The organism is Mycolicibacterium smegmatis, from assembly GCF_001457595.1.
Lineage (GTDB): Bacteria > Actinomycetota > Actinomycetes > Mycobacteriales > Mycobacteriaceae > Mycobacterium > Mycobacterium smegmatis.
The window spans coordinates 5,945,488-5,967,509 of the sequence record NZ_LN831039.1 but is presented as its reverse complement, the minus strand read 5'-3'; the positions used below and the strand labels follow the sequence as shown (position 1 = coordinate 5,967,509).

General features: G+C 68.3%; 23 protein-coding genes. 13 read left to right on the top strand and 10 right to left on the bottom strand.

The genetic code is table 11. From position 1 onward, the window contains the following. Positions 1 to 6: 6 nt before the first annotated feature. The 8 genes from AT701_RS28855 to AT701_RS28820 are packed head-to-tail and all read left to right on the top strand — an operon-like array spanning position 7 to position 8,745. On the top strand, positions 7 to 1,209 hold the full coding sequence (locus AT701_RS28855; protein ID WP_058127068.1) for an MCE family protein: 1,203 nt from the start codon (positions 7 to 9) through the stop codon (positions 1,207 to 1,209). Next, positions 1,210 to 2,244 carry an MCE family protein gene (locus tag AT701_RS28850; protein WP_011730879.1) on the top strand — a complete coding sequence of 345 codons (1,035 nt, stop codon included), beginning with the start codon at positions 1,210 to 1,212 and terminating at the stop codon, positions 2,242 to 2,244. Further along, positions 2,237 to 3,295, top strand: coding sequence for an MCE family protein (locus tag AT701_RS28845; RefSeq protein ID WP_011730878.1), 1,059 nt, complete (start codon positions 2,237 to 2,239; stop codon positions 3,293 to 3,295). Before AT701_RS28850 ends, AT701_RS28845 begins: the two co-directional genes overlap by 8 nt. After that, the gene (locus AT701_RS28840) at positions 3,292 to 4,656 is read left to right on the top strand and encodes an MCE family protein (RefSeq protein ID WP_058127067.1); all 1,365 of its coding nucleotides are present in this window, start codon (positions 3,292 to 3,294) and stop codon (positions 4,654 to 4,656) included. The genes AT701_RS28845 and AT701_RS28840 overlap by 4 nt, the downstream gene beginning before the upstream one ends. Next, positions 4,653 to 5,864: an MCE family protein gene (locus AT701_RS28835; RefSeq protein ID WP_174519624.1), complete on the top strand. Its 1,212-nt coding sequence runs from the start codon at positions 4,653 to 4,655 to the stop codon at positions 5,862 to 5,864. Before AT701_RS28840 ends, AT701_RS28835 begins: the two co-directional genes overlap by 4 nt. After that, positions 5,865 to 7,559 carry an MCE family protein gene (locus AT701_RS28830; RefSeq protein ID WP_058127066.1) on the top strand — a complete coding sequence of 565 codons (1,695 nt, stop codon included), beginning with the start codon at positions 5,865 to 5,867 and terminating at the stop codon, positions 7,557 to 7,559. Further along, positions 7,559 to 8,260, top strand: a complete 702-nt coding sequence (locus tag AT701_RS28825; RefSeq protein WP_174519623.1) for an Rv1363c family protein — start codon at positions 7,559 to 7,561, stop codon at positions 8,258 to 8,260. Before AT701_RS28830 ends, AT701_RS28825 begins: the two co-directional genes overlap by 1 nt. Next, positions 8,260 to 8,745, top strand: a complete 486-nt coding sequence (locus tag AT701_RS28820) for a mammalian cell entry protein (protein WP_011730873.1) — start codon at positions 8,260 to 8,262, stop codon at positions 8,743 to 8,745. The genes AT701_RS28825 and AT701_RS28820 overlap by 1 nt, the downstream gene beginning before the upstream one ends. Here the strand turns inward: AT701_RS28820 and AT701_RS28815 are convergent. The 5 genes from AT701_RS28815 to AT701_RS28795 all read right to left on the bottom strand — a co-directional run bounded on the left by AT701_RS28815 (position 8,742) and on the right by AT701_RS28795 (position 11,772). After that, complete coding sequence (locus AT701_RS28815; RefSeq protein ID WP_058127065.1) at positions 8,742 to 10,253, bottom strand: alpha,alpha-trehalose-phosphate synthase (UDP-forming); 1,512 nt, start codon at positions 10,251 to 10,253, stop codon at positions 8,742 to 8,744. The genes AT701_RS28820 and AT701_RS28815 overlap by 4 nt on opposite strands. Beyond that, positions 10,254 to 10,418 (bottom strand): hypothetical protein, encoded by a 165-nt coding sequence (locus tag AT701_RS35320; RefSeq protein WP_003897289.1) that lies wholly within the window; start codon positions 10,416 to 10,418, stop codon positions 10,254 to 10,256. 48 nt (positions 10,419 to 10,466) lie between these two features. Then, positions 10,467 to 10,856 carry a hypothetical protein gene (locus AT701_RS28805; protein WP_003897288.1) on the bottom strand — a complete coding sequence of 130 codons (390 nt, stop codon included), beginning with the start codon at positions 10,854 to 10,856 and terminating at the stop codon, positions 10,467 to 10,469. A gap of 116 nt (positions 10,857 to 10,972) precedes the next feature. Further along, positions 10,973 to 11,305: a hypothetical protein gene (locus tag AT701_RS28800; protein ID WP_003897287.1), complete on the bottom strand. Its 333-nt coding sequence runs from the start codon at positions 11,303 to 11,305 to the stop codon at positions 10,973 to 10,975. A gap of 95 nt (positions 11,306 to 11,400) precedes the next feature. After that, positions 11,401 to 11,772, bottom strand: a complete 372-nt coding sequence (locus AT701_RS28795; protein ID WP_003897286.1) for an intersectin-EH-binding protein Ibp1 — start codon at positions 11,770 to 11,772, stop codon at positions 11,401 to 11,403. Between the two features lie 264 nt (positions 11,773 to 12,036). Between AT701_RS28795 and AT701_RS28790 the strand changes: the two genes are divergently transcribed. Beyond that, the gene (locus AT701_RS28790) at positions 12,037 to 12,954 is read left to right on the top strand and encodes an enoyl-CoA hydratase (RefSeq protein WP_029104400.1); all 918 of its coding nucleotides are present in this window, start codon (positions 12,037 to 12,039) and stop codon (positions 12,952 to 12,954) included. Positions 12,955 to 12,989: 35 nt separating this feature from the next. Continuing rightward, complete coding sequence (locus AT701_RS28785) at positions 12,990 to 13,826, top strand: SDR family oxidoreductase (protein ID WP_011730868.1); 837 nt, start codon at positions 12,990 to 12,992, stop codon at positions 13,824 to 13,826. Positions 13,827 to 13,829: 3 nt separating this feature from the next. On the opposite strand, the gene AT701_RS28780 is transcribed toward AT701_RS28785, so the two are convergent. From AT701_RS28780 to AT701_RS28760, 5 genes are read right to left on the bottom strand one after another with little or no spacing between them, the layout of a single operon-like run. Further along, a complete protein-coding gene (locus AT701_RS28780; RefSeq protein WP_058127064.1) occupies positions 13,830 to 14,729 on the bottom strand; it encodes an NAD(P)-dependent oxidoreductase in 900 nt (299 codons plus the stop codon). A gap of 32 nt (positions 14,730 to 14,761) precedes the next feature. Continuing rightward, a complete protein-coding gene (locus AT701_RS28775) occupies positions 14,762 to 15,274 on the bottom strand; it encodes a (2Fe-2S)-binding protein (protein WP_058127063.1) in 513 nt (170 codons plus the stop codon). Beyond that, the gene (locus AT701_RS28770; protein WP_011730865.1) at positions 15,267 to 16,154 is read right to left on the bottom strand and encodes an FAD binding domain-containing protein; all 888 of its coding nucleotides are present in this window, start codon (positions 16,152 to 16,154) and stop codon (positions 15,267 to 15,269) included. Before AT701_RS28770 ends, AT701_RS28775 begins: the two co-directional genes overlap by 8 nt. Beyond that, on the bottom strand, positions 16,151 to 16,855 hold the full coding sequence (locus AT701_RS28765; RefSeq protein WP_058127062.1) for an SRPBCC family protein: 705 nt from the start codon (positions 16,853 to 16,855) through the stop codon (positions 16,151 to 16,153). Before AT701_RS28765 ends, AT701_RS28770 begins: the two co-directional genes overlap by 4 nt. 2 nt (positions 16,856 to 16,857) lie before the next feature. After that, positions 16,858 to 19,218: a xanthine dehydrogenase family protein molybdopterin-binding subunit gene (locus AT701_RS28760; RefSeq protein WP_058127061.1), complete on the bottom strand. Its 2,361-nt coding sequence runs from the start codon at positions 19,216 to 19,218 to the stop codon at positions 16,858 to 16,860. A gap of 131 nt (positions 19,219 to 19,349) precedes the next feature. Between AT701_RS28760 and AT701_RS28755 the strand changes: the two genes are divergently transcribed. From AT701_RS28755 to AT701_RS28745, 3 genes are all read left to right on the top strand, one after another. Next, positions 19,350 to 19,976: a M15 family metallopeptidase gene (locus tag AT701_RS28755; RefSeq protein WP_003897278.1), complete on the top strand. Its 627-nt coding sequence runs from the start codon at positions 19,350 to 19,352 to the stop codon at positions 19,974 to 19,976. A 90-nt stretch (positions 19,977 to 20,066) separates the two neighbouring features. After that, positions 20,067 to 20,765, top strand: a complete 699-nt coding sequence (locus AT701_RS28750; protein ID WP_003897277.1) for a cutinase family protein — start codon at positions 20,067 to 20,069, stop codon at positions 20,763 to 20,765. Between the two features lie 99 nt (positions 20,766 to 20,864). Further along, positions 20,865 to 22,001 carry a glycoside hydrolase 5 family protein gene (locus AT701_RS28745; protein WP_014878480.1) on the top strand — a complete coding sequence of 379 codons (1,137 nt, stop codon included), beginning with the start codon at positions 20,865 to 20,867 and terminating at the stop codon, positions 21,999 to 22,001. Positions 22,002 to 22,022 lie beyond the last annotated feature (21 nt).

The window sequence follows — 22,022 nt, the reverse complement described above, 5'->3', positions numbered from 1 at the left end:
AACACGATGTCGAACGGAAACGCCAAACGCAGCCACGTGCGGATCGCCGCTGCCATCCTGGCCCTGATCGTGCTCGCGGCCGTGGTCTTCACCTACCTGTCGTACACAGCTGCGTTCACCCCGACCGACAAGGTCACGGTCACCGCACCGCGCGCGGGCCTGGTGATGGAACGTGACGCCAAGGTCAAGTACCGCGGCATCCAGATCGGCAAGGTCACCGACATCGAGTACGCCGGTCGCGAGGCGAAGCTGACGCTGTCACTCAAGCGCGGCGAGATGCAGTACATCCCGTCCAACGCGACCGTGCGGATCGCGGGCAACACGATCTTCGGCGCCAAGTCGGTCGAGTTCCTGCCGCCCGAGAAGGCCACGGACACGCCGCTGCGCCCGGGCACCAGCGTGCCCGCGCAGGACGTGCAACTCGAGGTCAACACGCTGTTCCAGACGCTGTCGGACCTGCTCGACAAGATCGACCCGGTGAGCCTCAACGGCACGCTGACCGCGCTGGGCGAGGGTCTGCGCGGCCACGGCGACGACCTCGGCGCGACGCTTGCGGGTCTCAACACACTGCTGGGCCAGCTCAACCCCAAGCTGCCCACACTGCAGGACGACTTCTCGAAGGCCGCGGTGGTCGCAGGCATCTACGGCGACGCCGGGCCCGACATCGCCAAGGTGCTCGACAACGTGCCAGGGGTGAACCAGACCATCATCGACGAGCAGGCCAACCTCAACGCCACGCTGCTGGCCGCGACGGGGCTGGCCAACAACGGCACAGCGACACTGCAGCCCGCCGCCGACGACTACATCGCGGCCGTCCAGCGTCTGCGCGCCCCGCTGAAGGTCGCGGGGGACTACTCGCCGGAGTTCGGCTGCATCCTGGAGGGCACCGCCAACGCGGTGGACCGCTTCGCGCCGATCATCGGCGGCATCCGCCCCGGCCTGTACGTGGCCTCGAACTTCCTGCCCGGGTCACCGGGATACACCTATCCCGAGAGCCTGCCGATCGTGAACGCCTCCGGCGGGCCCAACTGCCGCGGCCTGCCCGACGTCCCGTCCAAGCAGTACGGCGGCAGCTGGTACCGCTCGCCGTTCCTGGTCACCGACAACGTCTACGTGCCGTACCAGCCGAACACCGAGCTGCAGTTCGACGCGCCCGCGACGCTGCAGTTCCTGTTCAACGGCGCGTTCGCGGAAAGGGACGACTTCTAGATGCACCGCGACAGGACCATGCTCAAGGTCGGCATCTTCACCATGGTGATGCTGCTGGTGGCGGCCGGGCTCGTGGTGGTGTTCGGCGAGTTCCGTTTCGCCGCGGGCCAGAGCTACCACGCGACGTTCAGCGAAGCCTCGCGCCTGAAGGCCGGCCAGGACGTGCGCATCGCGGGTGTGCCCGTCGGCACCGTGAAATCGGTGAAACTCAACCCCGACAACACCGTCGACGTCGGGTTCGACGTCAACAAGCGGTATCAGCTCTACACGTCGAGCCGGGCGGTGGTGCGGTACGAGAACCTCGTCGGCGACCGCTACCTGGAGATCACGTCAGGTCCGGGTGAGCTGCGCAAGCTGGCGCCCGGCGGCACGCTGGGGCTGCAGAACACCCAGCCCGCACTGGATCTCGACGCGCTGCTCGGCGGCCTGCGGCCCGTGCTCAAGGGCCTCGACGGCGCCAAGATCAACGAGGTGTCCAACGCGGTCATCGAGATGCTGCAGGGACAGGGCGGTGCGCTGGCCAACATGCTGACCAGCACCAGCGCGTTCACCCAGAACCTCGCCGCGCGCGATCAGCTCATCAGCGACGTCATCGCCAACCTCAACACCGTGCTCGGCACGGTCGACGAGAAGGGCGCACAGTTCGACGCCAGCGTCGACCAGTTGCAGCAGCTGATCACCGGGCTCGCCGAGAACAAGGACCCCATCGCGGGCGCCATCGAACCGCTCGCGTCGGCCGAGTCCGATCTGACCGAGATGCTGGAGAAGTCGCGCCGCCCGGTGCAGGGCGTCATCGAGAACGTCCGGCCCATGGCGGGACGGATGGACGAACGCAAAGACGACATCAACAAGGTGATCGAGCCGCTCGCCGAGAACTACCTGCGGCTCAACGCGCTCGGCGCGTACGGCTCGTTCTTCAACATCTTCTACTGCTCGGTCCGGCTGAAGGTGAACGGACCGGCAGGCAGCGACATATTGATTCCGTTCGGCGGTCCTCCGGACCCGTCCAAGGGGAGGTGCTCGGAGAATGGCTAGTCTGCGCGACGACAAGACGCTGCGGACCGGGATCTTCGGCATCGTCCTGGTGACCGCGGTGGTGCTGGTGTCCTTCGGCTACACGGGTCTGCCGTTCTTCCCGCAGGGCAAGCCGTACGAGGCGTACTTCGCCGACGCAGGCGGCATCGAGGTCGGCAACGACGTCAACGTCTCGGGTATCACGGTCGGCAAGGTGTCCGACGTGGAACTCGCAGGCGACGCCGCGAAGGTCACGTTCACCGTCGACCGCAAGATCAAGGTGGGCGACCAGTCGCTGGTGGCCATCAAGACCGACACCGTGCTGGGACAGAAGTCGCTCTCGGTGACGCCCAAGGGTGCGGGCTCGCCGTCGGTGATCCCGTTGGGGCGCACCACGACTCCGTACACGCTCAACACCGCGCTGCAGGACCTCGGGCAAAATGTCGGCGAGCTGGACAAGCCGCGCTTCGAGCAGGCCCTGCAGACGCTGACCGACACGCTGCGCGACGCCACACCGCAACTGCGCAGCGCGCTCGACGGCGTGGCCAACCTGTCGCGCAGCATCAACCGCCGCGACGAGGCGCTCGGCCAGCTGCTCGAGCACGCCAAGCGGGTGTCGGACCTGCTGGCCCAGCGGGCCGGCCAGGTCAACCAGCTGATCACCGACGGCAACCAGCTGTTCGCCGCGCTCGACGCGCGCAGGCAGGCGCTGAGCACGCTGATCGACGGCATCGACGACGTGTCGCGGCAGCTGTCGGGCTTCGTGGCCGACAACCGCCGCGAGTTCAAACCCGCGCTGGACAAGCTCAACCTCGTGATGGACAACCTGCTGGAGCGCCGCGAGCACATCGGTGAGGCGCTGCGCCGCCTGCCGCCGTACGCCACCGCACTCGGTGAGGTCGTTGGCTCCGGGCCGGGCTTCCAGATCAACCTGTACGGCCTGCCGCCCGCGGCGATCTCGGAAGTGTTGCTGGACACCTACTTCCAGCCCGGGAAGCTGCCGGACAGCCTTGCCGACATGCTGCGCGGCTACATCGCCGAGCGCACGATCGTGAGGCCGAAGTCGCCATGACACATTCGAATTCGACATCGAACCGCGGCCGCTGGGTGCGCCTCGCGCTGGCCGCGCTGCTGCTGGTGACCCTGGGCGTCGGGATCTACCAGGTGTGGCCGTCGCGCGGCGGTCTCAAGCTCACGGCGTATTTCACCAACGCCGTCGGCCTGTACCCGGGCGACCAGGTGCGTGTGGTCGGCGTGCCCGTCGGCACGATCGACTCGATCGAACCGCGCCCGTCGGACGTCAAGATCGAGATGACGCTGGACCGGGGCGTCAAGGTGCCCGCGGATGCCAAGGCGCTGATCATCGCGCCGAACCTGGTGGCCGCCAGGTTCATCCAGCTCACCCCGGCCTACACCGAGGGCGACGAGATGGCCGACGGCACCTCGATCGGGCTGGACCGCACCGCGGTCCCGGTCGAGTGGGACCAGGTCAAGGAACAGCTCACGCAGCTCTCGTCGCAGCTGGGCCCGCAGGAGGGCTCCGTGCAGGGCCCGCTGGCGCAGGTCGTCAACCAGGCCGCCGACACGTTCGACGGCAACGGCGACTCGTTCCGCAATGCGCTGCGCGAACTCTCGCAGACCGCGGGACGCCTGGGGGATTCGCGCACCGACCTGTTCGGCACCGTGCGCAACCTGCAGATCCTCGTCGACGCGCTGTCCAACAGCAATGAGCAGATCGTGCAGTTCACCAACCACGTCGCGTCAGTGTCGCAGGTGCTCGCCGACAGCGCCAACGGCCTCGACAGCACGCTCGACACGCTCAACCAGGCGCTGTCCGACGTGCGCGGCTTCCTCGACGAGAGCAACGACTCGCTGATCGCGCAGGTGAGCAAGCTCGCCGACTTCACGCAGATCCTCACCGACCACAGCGAGGACATCGAGCAGTTGCTGCACGTCACGCCCAACGGCCTGGCGAACTTCTACAACATCTACAACCCCGCGCAGGGCACCGTGGGTGGTCTGCTGTCGCTGCCGAACTTCGCCAACCCGGTGCAGTTCATCTGCGGCGGCACGTTCGACACCGGCGCCAACCCGGAGAACTACAAGCGTGCCGAGATCTGCCGCCAGCGCATGGGGCCGGTGCTCAAGCGCATCACGATGAACTATCCGCCGGTGTTGTTCCACCCGATCAACAGCATCACGGCCTACAAGGGGCAGATCATCTACGACACCCCGGAGACCCAGGCCAAGGCCGAGACCCCGGTGCCGTACCTGCAGTGGCAGAACGCCCCCGGTGTCACGCCGCCGCAGATCCCGGCCGATGCCAACCTGAGTGACTTCATCGTCCCGCCGGACCCGGCCACGGCCACCGAACACGGTGGCCCCGCCGCGGCGCCTGGCCCCGCGCAGGCTCCCGGAGGTGCGGGCGGATGACGACTGTACGAGGGAAATCGAAGGACAAGGCCTTGCGACGTAAGGGAACCCGCCTGGGCGTGCGCACCCTGGCGATCGGCAGCGGCGCGGTGCTGCTTGCGGGCTGTCAGTTCGGTGGTCTCAACTCGCTCAACATGCCGGGCACGGCGGGCCACGGACCGGGATCCTTCAAGATCACCGTTCAGTTGCCCGACGTCGCGACGCTGCCGCAGAACTCGCCGGTGATGATCGACGACGTGACCGTCGGCAGCGTCTCGGGCATCGACGCCGTGCAACGCCCCGACGGCACGTTCTACGCAGCGGTGCAGTTGTCGCTCGACGGTGACGTCAAGCTGCCCGCGAATGCCGTTGCGCGCGTTGCCCAGACCTCGCTGTTGGGTTCGCAGCACGTCGAACTGCTCGAACCGGTCGGCAAACCACCGCAGGGTGAGCTGCGTGAGGGCTCCAACATCTCGCTGGACGATGCAGGTCGCTACCCGACCACCGAGGAAGTGCTGTCCTCGCTGGGCGTGGTGGTCAACAAGGGCAATCTCGGTGCGCTGCAGGACATCACCGACGAGGTCTACGCCGCGGTGTCAGGCCGTTCGGGCAGCTTCGCCGATTTGGTGCCCCGCCTCGCCGAACTGACCGCGTCGCTCGACGCGCAGACCGACGACATCATCGCCGCGGCCGACGGGCTCAACCGGTTCGCGTCGGTCCTCGCGCGCAGCAGCGACAGCCTGGGCCGCACGCTCGACACGCTGCCCGCCGCGCTCAAGGTGCTCAACGACAGCCGCACCAACATCGTCGACGCGTTCACCGCACTGCGCAGCTTCGCCGAGGTCGGCGCACGGATCCTGTCGGAGACCAAGGACGACTTCGCGGCCGACTTCAAGGACCTGTACGCGGTGGTCAAGGAACTCAACGACCACGTCGACTACCTGATCAAGGACCTCGAGCTCCTGCCGACGTTCCCGTTCCACTACAAGTACCTGCGCAACGCGGTCCGAGGCGACTATCTGAACGTGTTCGCGACGTTCGACCTGACGCTGCGCCGCACAGGCGAATCGGTGTTCACGACATCGGGATTCGACCCGAACATGAAGCACATGTCCGAGGTGCTCAACCCGCCGGAGTTCCTCACCGGGGCGTTGGCCAACCTGTCCGGGCAGGCCGCCGACCCGTTCAAGATCCCGCCGGGGACCGCGACGCAGCACGAGGGGCCGTAGATGATCGACCGGCTGACACGCCTGCAGTTGACGATCTTCGCGATCGTCACGGTTTTCACCGTGGGCGCCATCTCGCTGTTCTACCTGCAGTTGCCCGCCGCGGTGGGCATCGGCACCTACCACGTCAACGCGAATTTCGTTGCCGGCGGCGGCATCTACCCGAACGCGAACGTCACCTACCGCGGTGTCACGGTGGGCCGGGTCGAGTCGGTGGGCCTGGCTCCCGACGGTGTGGTCGCCAAGATGCGGCTCAACAGCAACACGTCCATCCCCGAGAACGTCACGGCCACCGTCAAGAGCGTGTCGGCCGTGGGCGAGCAGTACATCGACCTGGTGCCGCCGGACGACACGCACGTGGGCAAGCTGCGCAACGGCGCGACGATCGCTCAGGAGAACACGCGCGTCGGCCAGGACATCTCGGGCCTGCTGCACGAGGCCGACACCCTGGTCAGCAGCGTCAGCAACACGCGCCTACAGGATCTGCTGCGTGAGACGTTCAAGGCGTTCAACGGATCCGGACCGGAGCTCGCGCGCCTGATCGAGTCGTCACGCCTGCTGATCGACGAGGCCAACGCGAACTTTCCGCAGACCTCCCAGCTCATCGACCAGGCCGGGCCGTTCCTGGAGGCGCAGCTGCGCAGCGGTGACGACATCCGGTCTCTGGCCGACGGTCTCGCACGTCTCACCGGCGAGGTCAACAACGCCGATCCCCAGTTGCGCACGACGCTGCGCACCGCACCCGGTACCACCGAGGCGGCCGACACGGCGTTCTCCGGCATCCGCCCGTCGTTCCCGATCCTGGCCGCCAACCTGGCCAACTTCGGGCGTATCGGCGTCATCTACAGCAAGTCCCTCGAGCAGGCGCTGGTGATCTTCCCGGCCCTGATGGCCGCACTGAACACCGTGGCGGGCGGCGTGCCCAGCGACGAGGGCGGCAAGCTGGACTTCAAGATCGACCTCGGCGATCCGCCGCCGTGCTCGGTGGGCTTCCTCCCCGCGACCGAGATCCGCTCGCCCGCCGACACCACGGTGCGCGACCTGCCGACGGACCTGTACTGCAAGACCGCGCAGAACGATCCGGCCGTGGTGCGCGGCGCGCGCAACTACCCGTGCCAGGAGTTCCCCGGCAAGCGCGCACCGACGGTGCAGTTGTGCCGTGACCCCAACGGTTACGTGCCGATCGGCAGCAACCCGTGGCGCGGTCCGCCGGTCCCGTACGGCCAGCCGATTGAGGACGGCCGGAACATCCTGCCACCCAACAAGTTCCCGATGATCCCGCCGCAGGTCGACCCGGATCCGGGTCCGCCGGTGGTGCAGTTGCCGCCCGGCGTCGAGCCGGGACCCGGGCCCGCGCCGCACGCGCCGTTCCCGCTGCCGGTGCCGCCGAACACGGTGGGACCGCCGCCTCCACCGCTGCCGTACTACGCACCGCCGGATCAGATCGTGCCGCCGTACGGCCGCACGCCTCCGCCGCCTGCGGGGACCCCGGCACCGCCACCACCGGCGCCGCCCGCACCGGAGGGGGCACTGCCCGCCGAAGCCCCGCTGGCGGCCCCCGCCGGGATCGGCACCTACGATCAGCACAGTGGGGTCTTCGCTGACGCCGACGGAGGCACCGGTGTGTACGCGGGTGCCGATGCGATCGCACCGGCGGAGACCTGGGTAGACCTGATGCTGGATCCAAGGCAGGCTTGATGACCGAAAGAACGGCCTTAGACAGTTCGAGGCCGGTGCGCCGCCGTGCGTCACGCCCGGCGGGGCCCGTGAGCAGTGAGCCGCTGGACACCACCACCCCGGCGCCAGAGGTGCGGGCCGAGTCGACCTCGCCCGCACCGCGACCGGCGCCCAAGCTGAAGCCGGCCAGGGTGGCGCGGCGCAGGCCGCACCGCAGGCTCGTCGCGATCGTTGCGGCCGTGGTGCTGGCCGTGGGAACCGCCGTGGTCGGCGGGCTGACGTACGTCCTGGTCGACCAGCAGCGCACCTACGAGGCGGCCCAGGAGCGTGACCAGCGCTTCGTGGACACGGCCAAGCAGACCGTGGTCAACATGTTCAGCTACACGCAGGACACCATCGACGAGAGCGTGAACCGCTTCATCGACGGCACCAGCGGGCCGCTGCGCGACATGATGAGCCAGGGCAACAACGCCGACAACCTCAAGGCGCTGTTCCGCGACACCCAGGCGAGCTCGGAGGCTGTCGTCAACGGTGCGGCGCTGGAGAAGATCGACGAGATCGCGAAGAACGCGTCGGTGCTGATCTCGGTGTGGGTGACCGTGACCGACATCGACGGGGTCAACGCGCCCACCAAGCCGTACCGGCTGCGGGTGATCGTGCACGAGGACGACAACGGACACATGACCGGGTACGACCTGAAGTACCCGGACGGGGGTAACTGATGCGCTCCAAGCTCGTCGGGGCGCTGGTCGGTGTCCTTGCCGTGGCCTTCATCGCGCTGTCGGCGCTGGGTGGGGCGATGTACTGGAGCCGCGTGCAGCAGCGCGGGCAGGAGGCGACGCGCGCCGAACTGCCGTCGCTGGCGATCGAGCAGATCCCTCGGGTGTTCGGGTACGACTACCAGACCGTCGAGCGCAGCCTGATGGAGACCTATCCGCTGCTCACGCCCGGTTTCCGGCAGCAGTTCGAGAGCGACGCCCAGCAGAAGGTGATCCCGGAGGCCCGCAAGCGCGAGCTCGTGGTGCAGATCAACATCGTCGGCGTCGGCGTCGAGGCCGCGCAGCGCGACACCGGATCGGTGCTGGTGTACATGAACCGCACGGTCACCGACAAGTCGCGCCAGCCGCTCTACGACGGCAGCCGGCTGCGCGTCGAGTACCGCAAGGTCGACGGCAAGTGGCTGATCGACGCCATCAAGCCGATCTAGAAGCTCCCGGAGTCGGACTCGGGCGCAGGAGTGGACTCGCCCGTCACGCCGGAGTCGCCCGTCTCGCCGGTGGCGGCCAGCGCGTCGAGGAATGAGCGTGCCCACCGGTCGACGTCGTGCGCGAGCACCTGGCGGCGCAGCGCACGCATACGGCGCTTGCCCTCTTCTGGGTTCTGGTTGACCGCGGCCTCGATCTTGTCCTTGACACCCTCGAGGTCGTGCGGGTTGACCAGGTAGGCCTGGCGCAGTTCGGCTGCCGCGCCGGTGAATTCGCTGAGCACCAGCGCACCGCCGAGATCGCTGCGGCACGCCACGTACTCCTTGGCCACCAGGTTCATGCCGTCGCGCAACGGCGTCACGAGCATGACGTCGGCCGCGACGAAGAACGCGATGAGCTCGTCGCGGGGGATCGGCCGGTGCAGGTAGTGCACGATCGGGTGGCCGACCTCGCCGTACTCGCCGTTGATGTGGCCGACCTGGCGTTCGATGTCCTCACGCATCGCGATGTAGCTCTCGACGCGTTCCCGGCTGGGCGTCGCGAGCTGCACCAGCACGGTGTCGTCACGCTTGATGCGCTTCTCTTCGAGCAGTTCGGACAGTGCCCGCAGCCGCACGTCGATGCCCTTGGTGTAGTCGAGGCGGTCGACGCCCAGCATGATCTTGCGGGGGTTGCCCAGCTCGGCGCGGATCTGGCGGGCCCGCTGCCGTATGGCGCGGTTGCGTGCCTTGCCGTCGAGTTCGGCCGAGTCGATCGAGATGGGGAAGGCGCCGACCTTGACGGTGCGGAAGCCGACCTGCACCTCACCGAAGCGCGACCGTACGCCGACGCTGGCGCGCGACGTGTTGGCGCCGACCAGCCGGCGCGAGAGCACCAGGAAGTTCTGCGCGCCGCCGGGCAGGTGGAACCCGACCAGGTCGGCGCCGAGCAGGCCTTCCACGATCTCGGTGCGCCACGGCATCTGCATGAACAGCTCGACCGGCGGGAACGGGATGTGCAGGAAGAAGCCGATGGTCACATCGGGGCGCAGCATGCGCAGCATCTTGGGCACCAGCTGCAGCTGGTAGTCCTGGATCCAGACCGTGGCACCCTCGGCTGCCGCGCGCGCCGTCGCCTCGGCGAATCGGCGGTTGACCTCGACATACCGGTCCCACCACTCGCGGTGGTACTCGGGTTTGACGATCAGGTCGTGGTAGAGCGGCCACAGGGTGGCGTTGGAGAAACCTTCGTAGTACTTCGCGACGTCGTCGGCCGACAACCGCACGGGGTGCAGCTGCAGACCGTCCTGGACGATCGGTTCCTCGTCACTGTCGGCGACGCCGGCCCAGCCGATCCAGGAGCCGCGCCGCTTGCGCAGCAGCGGCTCCAGTGCGGTCACCAGGCCACCGGGGCTCCGCTTCCATCGCGTGGTGCCGTCGGGCAGCCGCTCCAGATCGACCGGTAGCCGGTTGGCGACCACCACGAAGTCGGAGGTCCCGGAGATGGTTTCGTGGCCACTCTCCGGAGACATCTAGACCTCGGTCTTCGAGGGCCCAATACCGAGCATCGACAGGAACATGCGGCATTCGTCGGCGTCGGTCGCGTAGGTGGCGACCACCCGGCGCGCCTGGCTGGCGGTGTCGTCGGCTAGCGGTTCCACGTCGCCGAGATCGGCGGGATCAGTTTTCGCAGGCATGAGAACAACTGTAGGCGACCGGGAAAATCCCGGTCGCCTCACCGCTGGTCAGCCGATCGAACCGTGGACCGTCGGGCTGCTGCCGACCGACGACTCCGGGGTCACCGAGGGGGCCTGGGACTGGGCTTCCTCGGCCAGGCCGATGCACTGACCCGTGTTGTTGCCGGTGCAGGGGATGGATCCGCCGCCACCAGGCAGGTTGACCGCGGGCAGGTTGGGGTTACCGGGGATCGGGCTGAACGACCCGCCCGAGTTCGGGACCGTGTGCGGCACGCACACGCCGGTGTACAGGTCCTCTTCCTCACCACCAGGGCACGCCGCCGTGGGCATGGCGGAATCGGGAACGGCGAACACGGTGATCGCCGGAGCGGCGGCCGCAGCGACCACGAATCCGCCGGCAAGGATCAGTCGTCGCAGTGAGTACGGGAAGGTCGCCATTGTCACGCTTTCTGTAGTTGTCTGACTGTTTCGTCGGGAAGAATTCTAAGGAAGCTGGGAATAATCTGCATCAGTTCTTGGAGCTCCCTGAAATGCGGCCCTGAACTGGGCGTTCGTTACGGGCTCGCGCTGATGATCGACCGTGGCTGCGCCATCGGTCCCTCGGCCGCGTCCTCCTCGGCCAGCCCGATGCATTCGCCCGCGTTGTGGCCCGTGCACGGGATGGCGCCACCGCCGCCGGGCAGGTTCACGGCCGGGAGGTCCGGATTGCCCGGGATCCCGCTGAACGCCCCAGGCGAATTGGGCACCATGAACGGGGTGCACACCATGGTGTAGGTGTCTTCTTCTTCCCCGTTGTGGCACGCGGCCGATGCGGCCGGTGCGGGGACGAGGGCCAGCGCCGACACGCCGAGGGCGCAGGCCGCCGCAGCAAAGACAGTGCGAATCACCCCAGCAGTTTATGGCCGCCGGGGGCGAAATCGGGCTATATCGCGATCAGCCCGCGTATGTGATTTGCGTCGGATCGGATCCAGGCCGGATCTGATCAGTTCGTGTGGCCGGTGACGGTGGGGCTGCTGCCGACCGACGAGCGCGGGACGGCGGCCGGGCCCTGCGCCTGCTGCTCCTCGCCCAGGCCGATGCACTGTCCGGTGTTGGCGCCCGTGCACGGGATGCCGTCGATCTGCGGCAGCTGGTTGGGGGCAGTGGAGAACGCGGGCTCGGGCGAGTTGGGCACCAGATCGGGCACGCACTGGTTGGTGAAGGTGTCCTCGGTTTCCCCGTTGGGGCACGCCGCCAGAGCCGACGTGGGTGCGGACAACGCCGAGAACACCGGAGCGACAGCGACCGCGGCGGCTGCGCACGCCATGCCGACGGCGAGGGGCAGCCGGCGGGCGGTGAACTGGGAGATGGTCATTCGCGTGCCCTTTTCTGAGGTTCCTGTATGTTTGCTGTAGATGCCCGTCGGGTCCGCGTTGGGGTGGCGGCCAGGTATCGCTTCGCGTACGACATCATACGCGCGACAACGGATAAGCGCGCGATAGTCGCGGCGTCCAATGCCGGCTTGGTGTCTGCTGTGATGATTCTGTTCGATTGCTGTGATCCCGGTGTGAGATGACTGGGGCGATACACGTATGGTGCATTTTGTTAAGTGCCATACCTGCTGATGAGGTGGTTCGACATGACCGGTTCCGACGGCGACGGCGGCCAGGCCCGCCAGATCGAGTACGAGACGCTCGACGAAGGGCGTATCGCCCGGATCTGGCTCAACCGCCCGCAGGCGCAGAATGCGCAGTCCCGCACGCTTCTCGTGCAACTCGACGAGGCGTTCGCCCGCGCCGAGGCCGACGACACCGTGCGCGTGGTCATCCTGGCCGCGCGCGGCAAGAATTTCTCGGCCGGCCACGACCTCGGTTCCGAGGAGGCACTCGCCGAACGCGAACCCGGCCCCGGGCAGCACCCGACGTTCGCCGGCTACGGCGCGACGGTGGCCGGCGTCGCCGAGCGCACCTACCGGCAGGAATGGCACTTCTATTTCGAGAACACCAAACGCTGGCGCGATCTGCGCAAGATCACCATCGCCCAGGTGCAGGGCAACGCCATCTCGGCGGCCCTGATGCTGATCTGGGCGTGCGATCTGATCGTGGCCGCCGACGACGCCAGGTTCAGCGACGTGGTGGCCGTCCGGATGGGCATGCCCGGCGTCGAGTACTACGCGCACCCTTGGGAATTCGGCCCGCGCAAGGCCAAAGAACTGCTGCTGACCGGCGATTCGATCGACGCCGACGAGGCCTACCGGCTGGGCATGGTGTCCAAGGTGTTCGGCCGCGAAGAGCTGGAGGACAAGACCCTGGAGTTCGCGCGGCGGATCGCCGAACGGCCCACGATGGCTGCGCTGCTGGTGAAGGATTCGGTGAACGCCGCTGCCGACTCGATGGGCTTCGCCGAGGCGTTGCACCACGCGTTCCACATCCACGAACTCGGGCATGCGCACTGGGCCGCCGCCAACGAGAACCGCTGGCCCGTCGGCATGCCGCCGGATGTTCCCGATTGGCGCACATTGGGCGCTCCCAAGCTCGCCCGACGTGATACACCTTGACGCAGAACCATTCCCACTGGATGAAGGGCGCAGCAGTGCAGCTGTCGTTGGCGGAACGTACATATCTGGTGACCGGTGGCGGAAGCGGTATCGGCAAGGGCGCTGCCGCGGCGATCGTGGCGGCGGGCGGCGACGTCATGCTGGTCGGTCGCAACGCCGACAAGCTCTCTGCCGCCGCCGACGAGATCGGCGCGCTCGGTCCGGGTTCGGTGCGCTACGAACCCGCCGACGTGACCGACGAGGACGAGGTGCACCGCGCCGTGGACGCCGCGACCGCATGGCACGGGCGTCTGCACGGCGTGGTGCACAGCGCGGGCGGATCGCAGACCATCGGGCCGATCACACAGATCGATTCCGAATTGTGGCGGCAGACCATCGATCTCAACATCAACGGCACGATGTACCTGCTCAAGCACGCGGGCCGCGAGATGGTGCGCGGCGGCGGTGGATCGTTCGTCGGGATCTCCTCGATCGCGTCGAGCAACATCCACCGCTGGTTCGGCGCCTACGGCGTCAGCAAGGCCGCGCTGGATCACCTGCTCAAGCTCGCCGCGGACGAACTCGGGCCGTCGTGGGTGCGGGTCAACAGCATCCGCCCCGGGCTCACCCGCACCGAGATGGTCGAGCCGATCCTGGGTGTCCCCGCGGTCACCGACGATTACGCGGCCTGCACGCCGCTGCCGCGCTTCGGTGAGGTCGAGGACATCGCGAACCTCGCGGTGTTCCTGCTCAGCGACGCGGCGGGCTGGATCACCGGCCAGGCCATCAACGTCGACGGCGGCCACGGGCTGCGGCGCGGTCCCGACATCTCGGGCATGCTGGAACCGCTGTTCGGCGCCGAAGGCCTGCGGGGAGTCGTCACCGACGGCTGACGGTCAGGCCGGGTGTGGTGCGCCTGCCTCCCACGCGGGCAGCGCACCGAGCGCCGACCAGTCCAGCTCGCCGCCACCGGTGGCCAGCAGTGTGAGAAACCGGTCGCGCAACAGGCTCCCGACGGGCAGCGGCACCTTGAGTTCCTCTCCTGCGCTCAGCGCGAGCTTGACGTCCTTGAGCCCCAACGGCGCGGCGAAACCGGGCGGGGTGAACTGTTCGTCGACCAGGAGCCCGCCGTAGGTGCGGTACACCGGCGCGTCGAACAGCGTCGAGGTGAGCAGCTCCAGGTACTGGTGCTTGTCGACACCGGCCTTGCCCACGAGAGCCATTGCCTCGCCGAGGGATTCGATCACCGACGCGATGAGGAAGTTGCCGCTGATCTTCACCAGGCTCGCAGCGCTGGGCTCGTCGCCGACGACGAACGTGCGCTGCCCGATCGCGTCGAACACCGGTGTGGCCGCCTCGACCGCGGCCGGTGCACCGGAGGCCACGACGAACAGCTTGGCCGCCGCGGCGGCATCGGGCCGCCCGAACACCGGTGCGCTGACGAACTGGTTGCGGGCCTCGGCGTGGGCCGCGGCGAGCCGTTTCGCGAGGTCGACGCTGATCGTGGACGACGAAACGTGGATCGCGTCGGCGGGCATCGCGGCCACCAGGCCTTCGGCAGGGTCCGCTCCGCCGAACGCGACGGTCTCGACGGCGTTGTCGTCGGCGAGCATCGTGACGACGACGTCGGCCTGCGCGGCGTCACGCACCGACTCGGCGGCCGTGGCGCCCTGTTCGGCCAGTGCGGCCACCTTCTGCGGTGAGCGGTTGTACGCGACGACGTCGTGTCCGGCCGCAAGGAGGTTGGCGGCCATGGCCGCGCCCATGTTGCCCAGTCCGATGAATCCGATTCTCATCAGTCCACTGTCACCGCTTGCGCGCGGCGGCGCTACTGCTGGGCGTGAACCTCGAGGTCGCGCTGCGCTTCCCGGGTGGACAGTTCGGCGGCGCGGTGCACGGCGTTGATGATGCCCTGGTAACCCGTGCAGCGACAGAAGTTCCCCGACAACCCCTCGCGGATCTCGTCGTCGGTGGGGGCCGGGTTGTCACGCAGCAACGCCGTGATCGACGTGACGAAGCCCGGCGTGCAGAACCCGCACTGCAGGCCGTGGCACTCCTTGAGCGCGGCCTGCACGGGTGACAGGCACCCGTCCGGTTCGGCGATGCCCTCGACCGTGGTGACGTCCTGGCCGTCGACCTGCACCGCGAAGATCAGGCAGGACCGCACGGCCTGACCGTCGAGCAGCACGGTGCAGGCGCCGCACGCGCCGTGCTCGCAGCCCAGGTGCGTGCCCGTCAGGCCGCAGTTCTCCCGCAGGAAGTCGGCCAGGGTGACGCGCGGTTCCACCTGGCCCTGGTAGGTCTGGCCGTTGACCGAAACCTCAACCGGCAGTTCATGCATCGACAGCCCCTTCGGTGGCTTGCGTACGTGCTTGCTCGAAGGCCCTGGCCACCATCGTGGCGCCGACCCTGCGGCGGTACTCGGCCGTGCCCTGCAGGTCGGCGGGAATCTCGGTGAGGTCGCTCAGCGCGAGCCTGCCGATCTCCTCGGGCGTGACGGCGTCGACCGGCCCTCCGAGCACCTCGGCCTCGGCTGCGGTGGCGCGCAACGGTGTCGAACCCAGACCCAGCAGTCCGATGCCGCAGCGGGTCACGCGGTCGTCGTCGCCGAGCTGGAGGCCGACGACCGCGCCGGCGATCGCGAAGTCGCCGTGGCGACGCGCGAACTCCTGCACCGCGAAGCCGCACCGGCCCGACCACACCGGGAACCGCACCGCCGTGAGGATCTCGTCGGAAGCCAGCGCGGTCTCCCACAGGCCCGTGAAGAACTCGGCGGCGGGGATCTCGCGGACGCCGCGCGCCGAGGTGGCCTCGATGGTCGCGTCGAGCGCCAGTGCGACGGCCGCGTACTCGGCGGCCGGATCGGCGTGTGCGATCGCGCCGCCCAGCGTGCCGCGCGTGCGGATCTGGAAGTGCCCGATGTGTGGTGTGGCCAGGGTGAGCAGCGGAACCGACTCGGCCACTTCGTCATCGAGGCCCACGAACGCGTGCGGCGTGGCCGCTCCGATGCGGACCTCGTCGCCGATGCGGTCGATGTCGGTGAGTTCGTGCACCCGCGAGATGTCGATGAGGTTGTCGAAGTGTGTCAGCCGCATCGCGAGCATCGGCACCAGGCTCTGCCCGCCTGCGAGGATCTTCGCATCGTCGCCGTACTCGCCGAGCAGTGCCACCGCGTCGGTGACCGACGCGGGCCGGTGGTAGGCGAACGGGGCGGCCTTCACGACACCAACCGCAGGAGCGCGGCCTGCAGGTCCTCGGGTCGCAGGCCCGGCTGCGATTTGCTGCGTCGTCTTCCGGCCAGGTAGCCGATCAGTCCCGCCGCGGCGACCGCGGCGATGGCGGGTGCGAAACGCTTGGCCATCGGCACCGCCATGACCTTGGCCAGGGCCAGCGCGTTGATCGGCGCACCCTGCTGGGGCTGCTCGGAACCGGTTGTGTCCGAAATCGTTTCGCTTGTGCCGGGGGTCGGGGACGTTCCGCCGAGCAACTCGGCCTCGAGGCTCTGTGCGAACTGGTCGATGAGGGTGGACGCGACGTCGGAGAGCACACCGCGGCCGAACTGTGCGGCCTTGCCCGAGATCTGCAGGTCGGTGGTCACCACCACGAGCGTGGAGTTCGCACCTTCCTCCTTGAGTTGCGCCGTGACGACGGCCGCGGCGGTGCCGTTACCCCTGGTCTCCTTGCCGCTGGCCTTGAGCACGACCCGTTGTGCGCCTGCGTCCTTCTCCTGGAACCGTGCTTCGCCCTTGTACGACACCGTGATCGGGCCGACCTTGACCTTCACCGCGCCGGTGAACTCGTCGCCGTCGACGTCGAGCAGTGTGGCTCCGGGCAGGCAGGGCGCCACACGCCGCACATCGGTGAGCACCTCCCAGGTTTTCGCCGCAGGCACCGCGACCCGGAATTCGTTGTTGAGCTCCACGGTTAGTGGTCCTTCCCTTGTGTGGCTGTGTCGGTGGCGGCCTCGATCGCGGCACTGATGGCGGCGGGGCTCGCGGGCAGCGTGGTCACCGTGACGCCGAGCGGCGCGAGTGCGTCGTTGATGGCGTTGATGACGGCCGGGGTCGAGCCGATGGCACCGCCCTCACCGGCGCCCTTGTATCCGCCGACGCCCGGGCCAGGGATCTCGACGTGGCCGTACTCGATCGCCGGGACCTCGGTGGCCGTCGGCAGCAGGTAGTCGACGAAGGTCGAGGACAGCGGGTTGCCCGCGTCGTCGTAGGCCAGTTGTTCGAGCAGTGCGCCGCCGATGCCCTGCACCGTGCCGCCCGCGATCTGGCCCTCGACCACGTTGGGGTTGATCATCGGCCCGACGTCCTCGCTGACGATGTAGCGCGTCAGCGTGACCTGCCCGGTCTCGATGTCGACCTCGCACGTACACGCGTGGGTGGCGTTGGCCCAGTGGATCGGTGCGGTGGGCGGTGCGGTGTAACGCGCGGTGGCCTCCAGCGACGCCGAGAGCCCGGGCGGCAACTGCTGCGGCTCGTAATACGCGCGGTAGGCGAGTTGACCGAACGTCACGCTCTTGTCCGGATCCGAGCGCACGGTGGCCTTGGAGCCGCCCAGTTCGATCTCGGATTCCTCGACACCCAGCCATGCCGCGGCCATCGCGACGATCTGGTTGCGCAGCATCGTGCCCGCCTCATTGACCGCGCCCGCGGTCATCGGTGCGCTGCGGCTGCCCTGTGTGCCCGCGCCGTAGGGGGTGACCGCGGTGTCGCCCTGGATGGTGGCGACATCGTCGATGTCGGCGCCCAGTGCATCGGCGGTGAGCTGGATGACCGTGGTCTCCAAGCTGTTTCCGGTCGATCCGCCGTTGACGTACACGTTGATCTTGCCCGTGGACTCCATGCGGATCGTCGCGCCCTCGGAGGCCAGGTGGCCGGTGGCCGCGCCCGTGGGCTCGATGTAGGCCGAGAAGCCGAGGCCGATGTAGCGGCCCTGCGCGAGTGCCTCGGCCTGTTCCTTGCGGAAACCCTCGTGGTCGAGGATCTTGACGGCCTGCTCGAACGTCTCGGCGGGCGCCACGTGGTCGTACGGCATGCCGTTGGGGTTGAAGTACGGCATCTCGTCGCGGCGCAACAGGTTTCGTCGGCGCAGTTCGACCGGGTCGATGCCGATCTTGCGCGCGGCGATGTCGAGCAGGATCTCGCGGCTGAGCGTCTCGTACTGCCACGGGCCGCGGTAGGCGTGCAGGCCCGCGGTGTTGGAGAACACCGTCTTGTAGTTGAAGCTGGCCTTGGGCACCCGGTACGGGCCGGGGAAGAACATGCCGATCGCGGCCGTCGTCAGCACCGGGTACGGCGTCGGGTACGCCCCGATGTCCTGCACGAAGTCGATGTCGGCGGCCAGGATGTTGCCGTCGGGGTCGAACGCCATCCGGACGTCGCCGTCGACGTGGCGGGATTGGCCGGCCGACATGAGGTTCTCGCGGCGGTCCTCGATCCACTTGAGCGCGCCGGAGGTCTTGCGCGCCGCGAGCATGATGCACATGTCCTCGCGCATCGGCACGACCTTCTGCCCGAAGCCGCCTCCGGTGTCGCGCATGATCGCGCGCACGTGCTGGGCCGGGATGCCCAGCAGGCGTGCGGCGAACGCGCGCAGTTCGTGCGGCGTCTGTGTCGACGCCCAGATGGTGAGCTCGCCGGCCGACGCCTGCCATTCGACCACCAGGCCGCGCGTCTCGATCGGCACCGGAACGTACATCTGTTGGTACACGTGCTCTTTGACCACATGTGCCGCCGAGTCGAAGGTCTCCTCGTCCGGCGGTGCGCCGGCCATGCCGCCCGCGTTGTTGTCCGGGTAGGCGTCGTGGACTGCGACCGGTGACGTGAGCGCGGTGCGGAAGTCGACGACCGCGGGCAGCGGTTCGTAGTCCACCTCGACGAGGTCGACGGCGTCCTCGGCGACGTAGCGCGATTCGGCGATCACGATGGCCACCGGATCGCCCACGAACTTGACCTCACCCTCGGCCAGCGGCGGCCGCGGGGTGTCGGGCATGTCCCTGCCCGCGACGGCGTGCCAGGCCTCCTTGACCTCAGGGTTGATGTCGGCCGCGGTGAACACCGCGCGCACACCGGGCAGCGCGAGCGCCTCGGTCGCGTCGATGCCGTTGATCTTTGCGTGCGCGAACGGGCTGCGCACGAAGCACGCGTGCAGCATGCCGGGGCGCACGATGTCGTCGACGAACGTTCCGCGGCCGGTCAGCAGTCGAGTGTCCTCGACGCGCTCGACGCGCCGTCCCGCGTACCGCGTCGTCACGGTTGCCGGTGCGGCTGACGCCATACGATCGCTCCAATCCGTCGGGTGACTTCTGCGCGTAAGCAGGGGCCGGTGAGGGCCGACGTCATGCTCAAGAGTGCGGTTATCGTACAACGGAAAGAGATATGTCTGAAGAAGAGAGTGGCATTTCCGTAATGCGACGGGTGTCCGCGCTGGTCCTCGCCGCGATCGCCGCTGCGGGGTGCCTGACGACGGTGTTTGCGCCGGTGGCGGCGGCCGATCCGGTGTCGGATGACCGACTCGTGGACGTGCGCACCGTGGTGCCGGACGCGGTGGTCGACCTCAGGTACGCAACCACCGACAACTTCGTGGGCGAACAGCTGTACCCGACCGGTTCACGGTGTCTGGTGCACGAGTCGATGGCCCACGGGTTCGCGGTGGCCGCGGCGCGGCTGCGCCCCGAGCGGTTGGTGTTCTGGGACTGCTACCGCCCGCACGAGGTGCAGGTGCGGATGTTCGAGGTGGTGCCCAACCCGGCGTGGGTGGCGCGTCCGGGAACCGCGGCGCGCAGCCACGAGGCCGGGCGGTCGGTGGACGTCACGATCGCGGGTGCGGACATGGGCACCGGGTTCGACGACTTCACCGCCCGCAGCCAGGCCTACGCCACCGAGGGTGTGAGTGCTGCCGCGCGGGCCAACCGGGCGCGGCTGCGCGACGCGATGCAGGCCGGCGGGCTGAGCGTGTACGAAGGGGAGTGGTGGCACTTCGACGGGCCGGGCGCGGACCAGCCGCGACCCTTCCCGAAAGTGTCGCTGCCGTAGGTACTTTCGTCCTTCACGAGCTTTCGTTGTGACGGTGTGTCAGCATGGGGAACGGCTAGAACGGCACGACCCGATGCGCTTGGAGTCGATATGAACGTTCTCAAATTGTTGGGCGCCGCGTTGGTGGCGTTCGGCGCCCTGCCGGTCATCCCTGCCTCGCCCGCGTCGGCGCAGCCGTGTCCCGACGTCGAGGTGGTGTTCGCGAGGGGCACCTTCGAACCACCGGGGGTGGGGGTCATGGGACAGGCCTTCGTGGATACGCTGCGCGCACAGGCCGCGCCGAGATCGGTCGACGTGTACGCGGTCGACTACCCGGCCAGCGGCGACTTCGGCGACCGCATCGCATTCGCACGGACCGTGGTCGACGGCATCGCCGACGCCGCGTCGCACGTCGAGGCCACGGCCGACACCTGCCCCGACACCCGCATCGTGGTCGGCGGGTACTCGCAAGGCGCGGTGGTCGCCGGTTTCGTCACCGCGGCCGACATCCCCGCCGAGATCCCGGCCGAGTATCGGCAGTACATCCCCGACCCGATGCCCGCCGAGGTCTCCGACCACGTCGCCGCGGTGGTGCTGATCGGCAAACCGTCGGATCAGTTCATGCGCGACATCGGCGCACCGCCCATCGTGATCGGGCCCCGCTACGTCGACAAGACACTGAACCTGTGCGCGCCGGGTGACACCATCTGCGACGGCGCACCGGCAGGCGGGCCGAGCTTCGCGCACGCGCTGTACAACGTGAACGGCATGATGGGCCAGGCCGCGCAGTACGTGATCGACCGGTTGTGATCCCGGCAGTGCGGGCCGTCCGATAACAATTCGAAACCTCAATGGTTGCAATGTGATACGTGCAGCCTGCGGGCTCGTCGTGCCCACTATGTTCTTGTGGTGCACCGTCGAACGGCCCTCAAGATCCCGCTGGTTCTGGCAGCGTCAGCGGCAATCTCCCCACTGGTGACCACCGCACCGCGCGCGTCCGCGGCGCCGGGCCAGTGGCCCGTGGAACGCGCGAACGCCTGGTATCAGGCGCAGGGCTGGCTGGTCGGCACGAACTTCATCACGTCCAACGCGATCAACCAGCTCGAGATGTTCTCGGCAGGCACCTACGACCCGCGGCGCATCGACAGCGAGCTCGGGGCGTGCCGGCTGCTCGGCTTCAACACCGTGCGGGTGTTCCTGCACGACCTGCTGTGGGCGCAGGACCGCGCGGGCTTCCAGAACCGGCTCGCCCAGTTCGTCTCGATCGCTTCGCGCCAGGGCATCAAGCCGCTGTTCGTGTTGTTCGACTCGTGCTGGGATCCGCTGCCCAAACCCGGCGCGCAGCGCGCGCCGACGCCGGGCGTGCACAATTCGGGCTGGGTCCAGAGCCCGGGCGCGCAGCGCATCGACGATCCGCGCTACCGGCCCGTGCTGCGCGACTACGTCGTCGGCGTCATGAGCCAGTTCCGCAACGACCAGCGCGTGCTGGGCTGGGATCTGTGGAACGAGCCCGACAACCCGGCCAGGCAGTACCGCAAGGTCGAGCGCTCCGACAAGCTGGACGCCGTCGGCGCGCTGCTGCCCCAGGTGTTCGGCTGGGCGCGGTCGGTCAACGCCGCACAACCCCTGACCAGCGGGGTGTGGCAGGGCAGTTGGGAGAGAGGGCGCCGCAGCGAGATGGCGAGCTTCCAACTCGACAACTCCGACGTCATCTCCTTCCACTCCTATGCGGGCCCCGACGAGTTCGAGGCCCGCATTGCCGAGTTGGAGCCACTCGGCCGGCCGATCCTGTGCACCGAGTACCTGGCACGCAGCGAGGGCAGCACGCTTGAGGGGGTGCTGCCCGTCGCCAAACGCCACAACGTGGGCGCCTACAGCTGGGGTCTGGTGGCGGGCAAGACGCAGACCTACTTCCCGTGGGATTCCTGGGACAAGCCCTACACCAAGGTGCCCAACGTCTGGTTCCACGATCTGCTGCGTCCCGACGGGCGGCCCTACAAGGACAGCGAGTACGCCACGCTGCGCAAGCTGACCGCGCGCGTGTAATCCGGTTTGGGGAGGATCTCG

Coding starts and splice junctions, on each gene's coding strand:
- AT701_RS28790 (WP_029104400.1), top strand. CDS start 12,037: ATGACCGGTTCCGACGGCGACGGCGGCCAGGCCCGCCAGATCGAGTAC.
- AT701_RS28830 (WP_058127066.1), top strand. CDS start 5,865: ATGATCGACCGGCTGACACGCCTGCAGTTGACGATCTTCGCGATCGTC.
- AT701_RS28850 (WP_011730879.1), top strand. CDS start 1,210: ATGCACCGCGACAGGACCATGCTCAAGGTCGGCATCTTCACCATGGTG.
- AT701_RS35320 (WP_003897289.1), bottom strand. CDS start 10,418: ATGCCTGCGAAAACTGATCCCGCCGATCTCGGCGACGTGGAACCGCTA.
- AT701_RS28845 (WP_011730878.1), top strand. CDS start 2,237: ATGGCTAGTCTGCGCGACGACAAGACGCTGCGGACCGGGATCTTCGGC.
- AT701_RS28775 (WP_058127063.1), bottom strand. CDS start 15,274: ATGCATGAACTGCCGGTTGAGGTTTCGGTCAACGGCCAGACCTACCAG.
- AT701_RS28835 (WP_174519624.1), top strand. CDS start 4,653: ATGACGACTGTACGAGGGAAATCGAAGGACAAGGCCTTGCGACGTAAG.
- AT701_RS28805 (WP_003897288.1), bottom strand. CDS start 10,856: ATGGCGACCTTCCCGTACTCACTGCGACGACTGATCCTTGCCGGCGGA.
- AT701_RS28825 (WP_174519623.1), top strand. CDS start 7,559: ATGACCGAAAGAACGGCCTTAGACAGTTCGAGGCCGGTGCGCCGCCGT.
- AT701_RS28815 (WP_058127065.1), bottom strand. CDS start 10,253: ATGTCTCCGGAGAGTGGCCACGAAACCATCTCCGGGACCTCCGACTTC.
- AT701_RS28820 (WP_011730873.1), top strand. CDS start 8,260: ATGCGCTCCAAGCTCGTCGGGGCGCTGGTCGGTGTCCTTGCCGTGGCC.
- AT701_RS28755 (WP_003897278.1), top strand. CDS start 19,350: ATGCGACGGGTGTCCGCGCTGGTCCTCGCCGCGATCGCCGCTGCGGGG.
- AT701_RS28840 (WP_058127067.1), top strand. CDS start 3,292: ATGACACATTCGAATTCGACATCGAACCGCGGCCGCTGGGTGCGCCTC.
- AT701_RS28760 (WP_058127061.1), bottom strand. CDS start 19,218: ATGGCGTCAGCCGCACCGGCAACCGTGACGACGCGGTACGCGGGACGG.
- AT701_RS28855 (WP_058127068.1), top strand. CDS start 7: ATGTCGAACGGAAACGCCAAACGCAGCCACGTGCGGATCGCCGCTGCC.
- AT701_RS28750 (WP_003897277.1), top strand. CDS start 20,067: ATGAACGTTCTCAAATTGTTGGGCGCCGCGTTGGTGGCGTTCGGCGCC.
- AT701_RS28795 (WP_003897286.1), bottom strand. CDS start 11,772: ATGACCATCTCCCAGTTCACCGCCCGCCGGCTGCCCCTCGCCGTCGGC.
- AT701_RS28780 (WP_058127064.1), bottom strand. CDS start 14,729: ATGAGAATCGGATTCATCGGACTGGGCAACATGGGCGCGGCCATGGCC.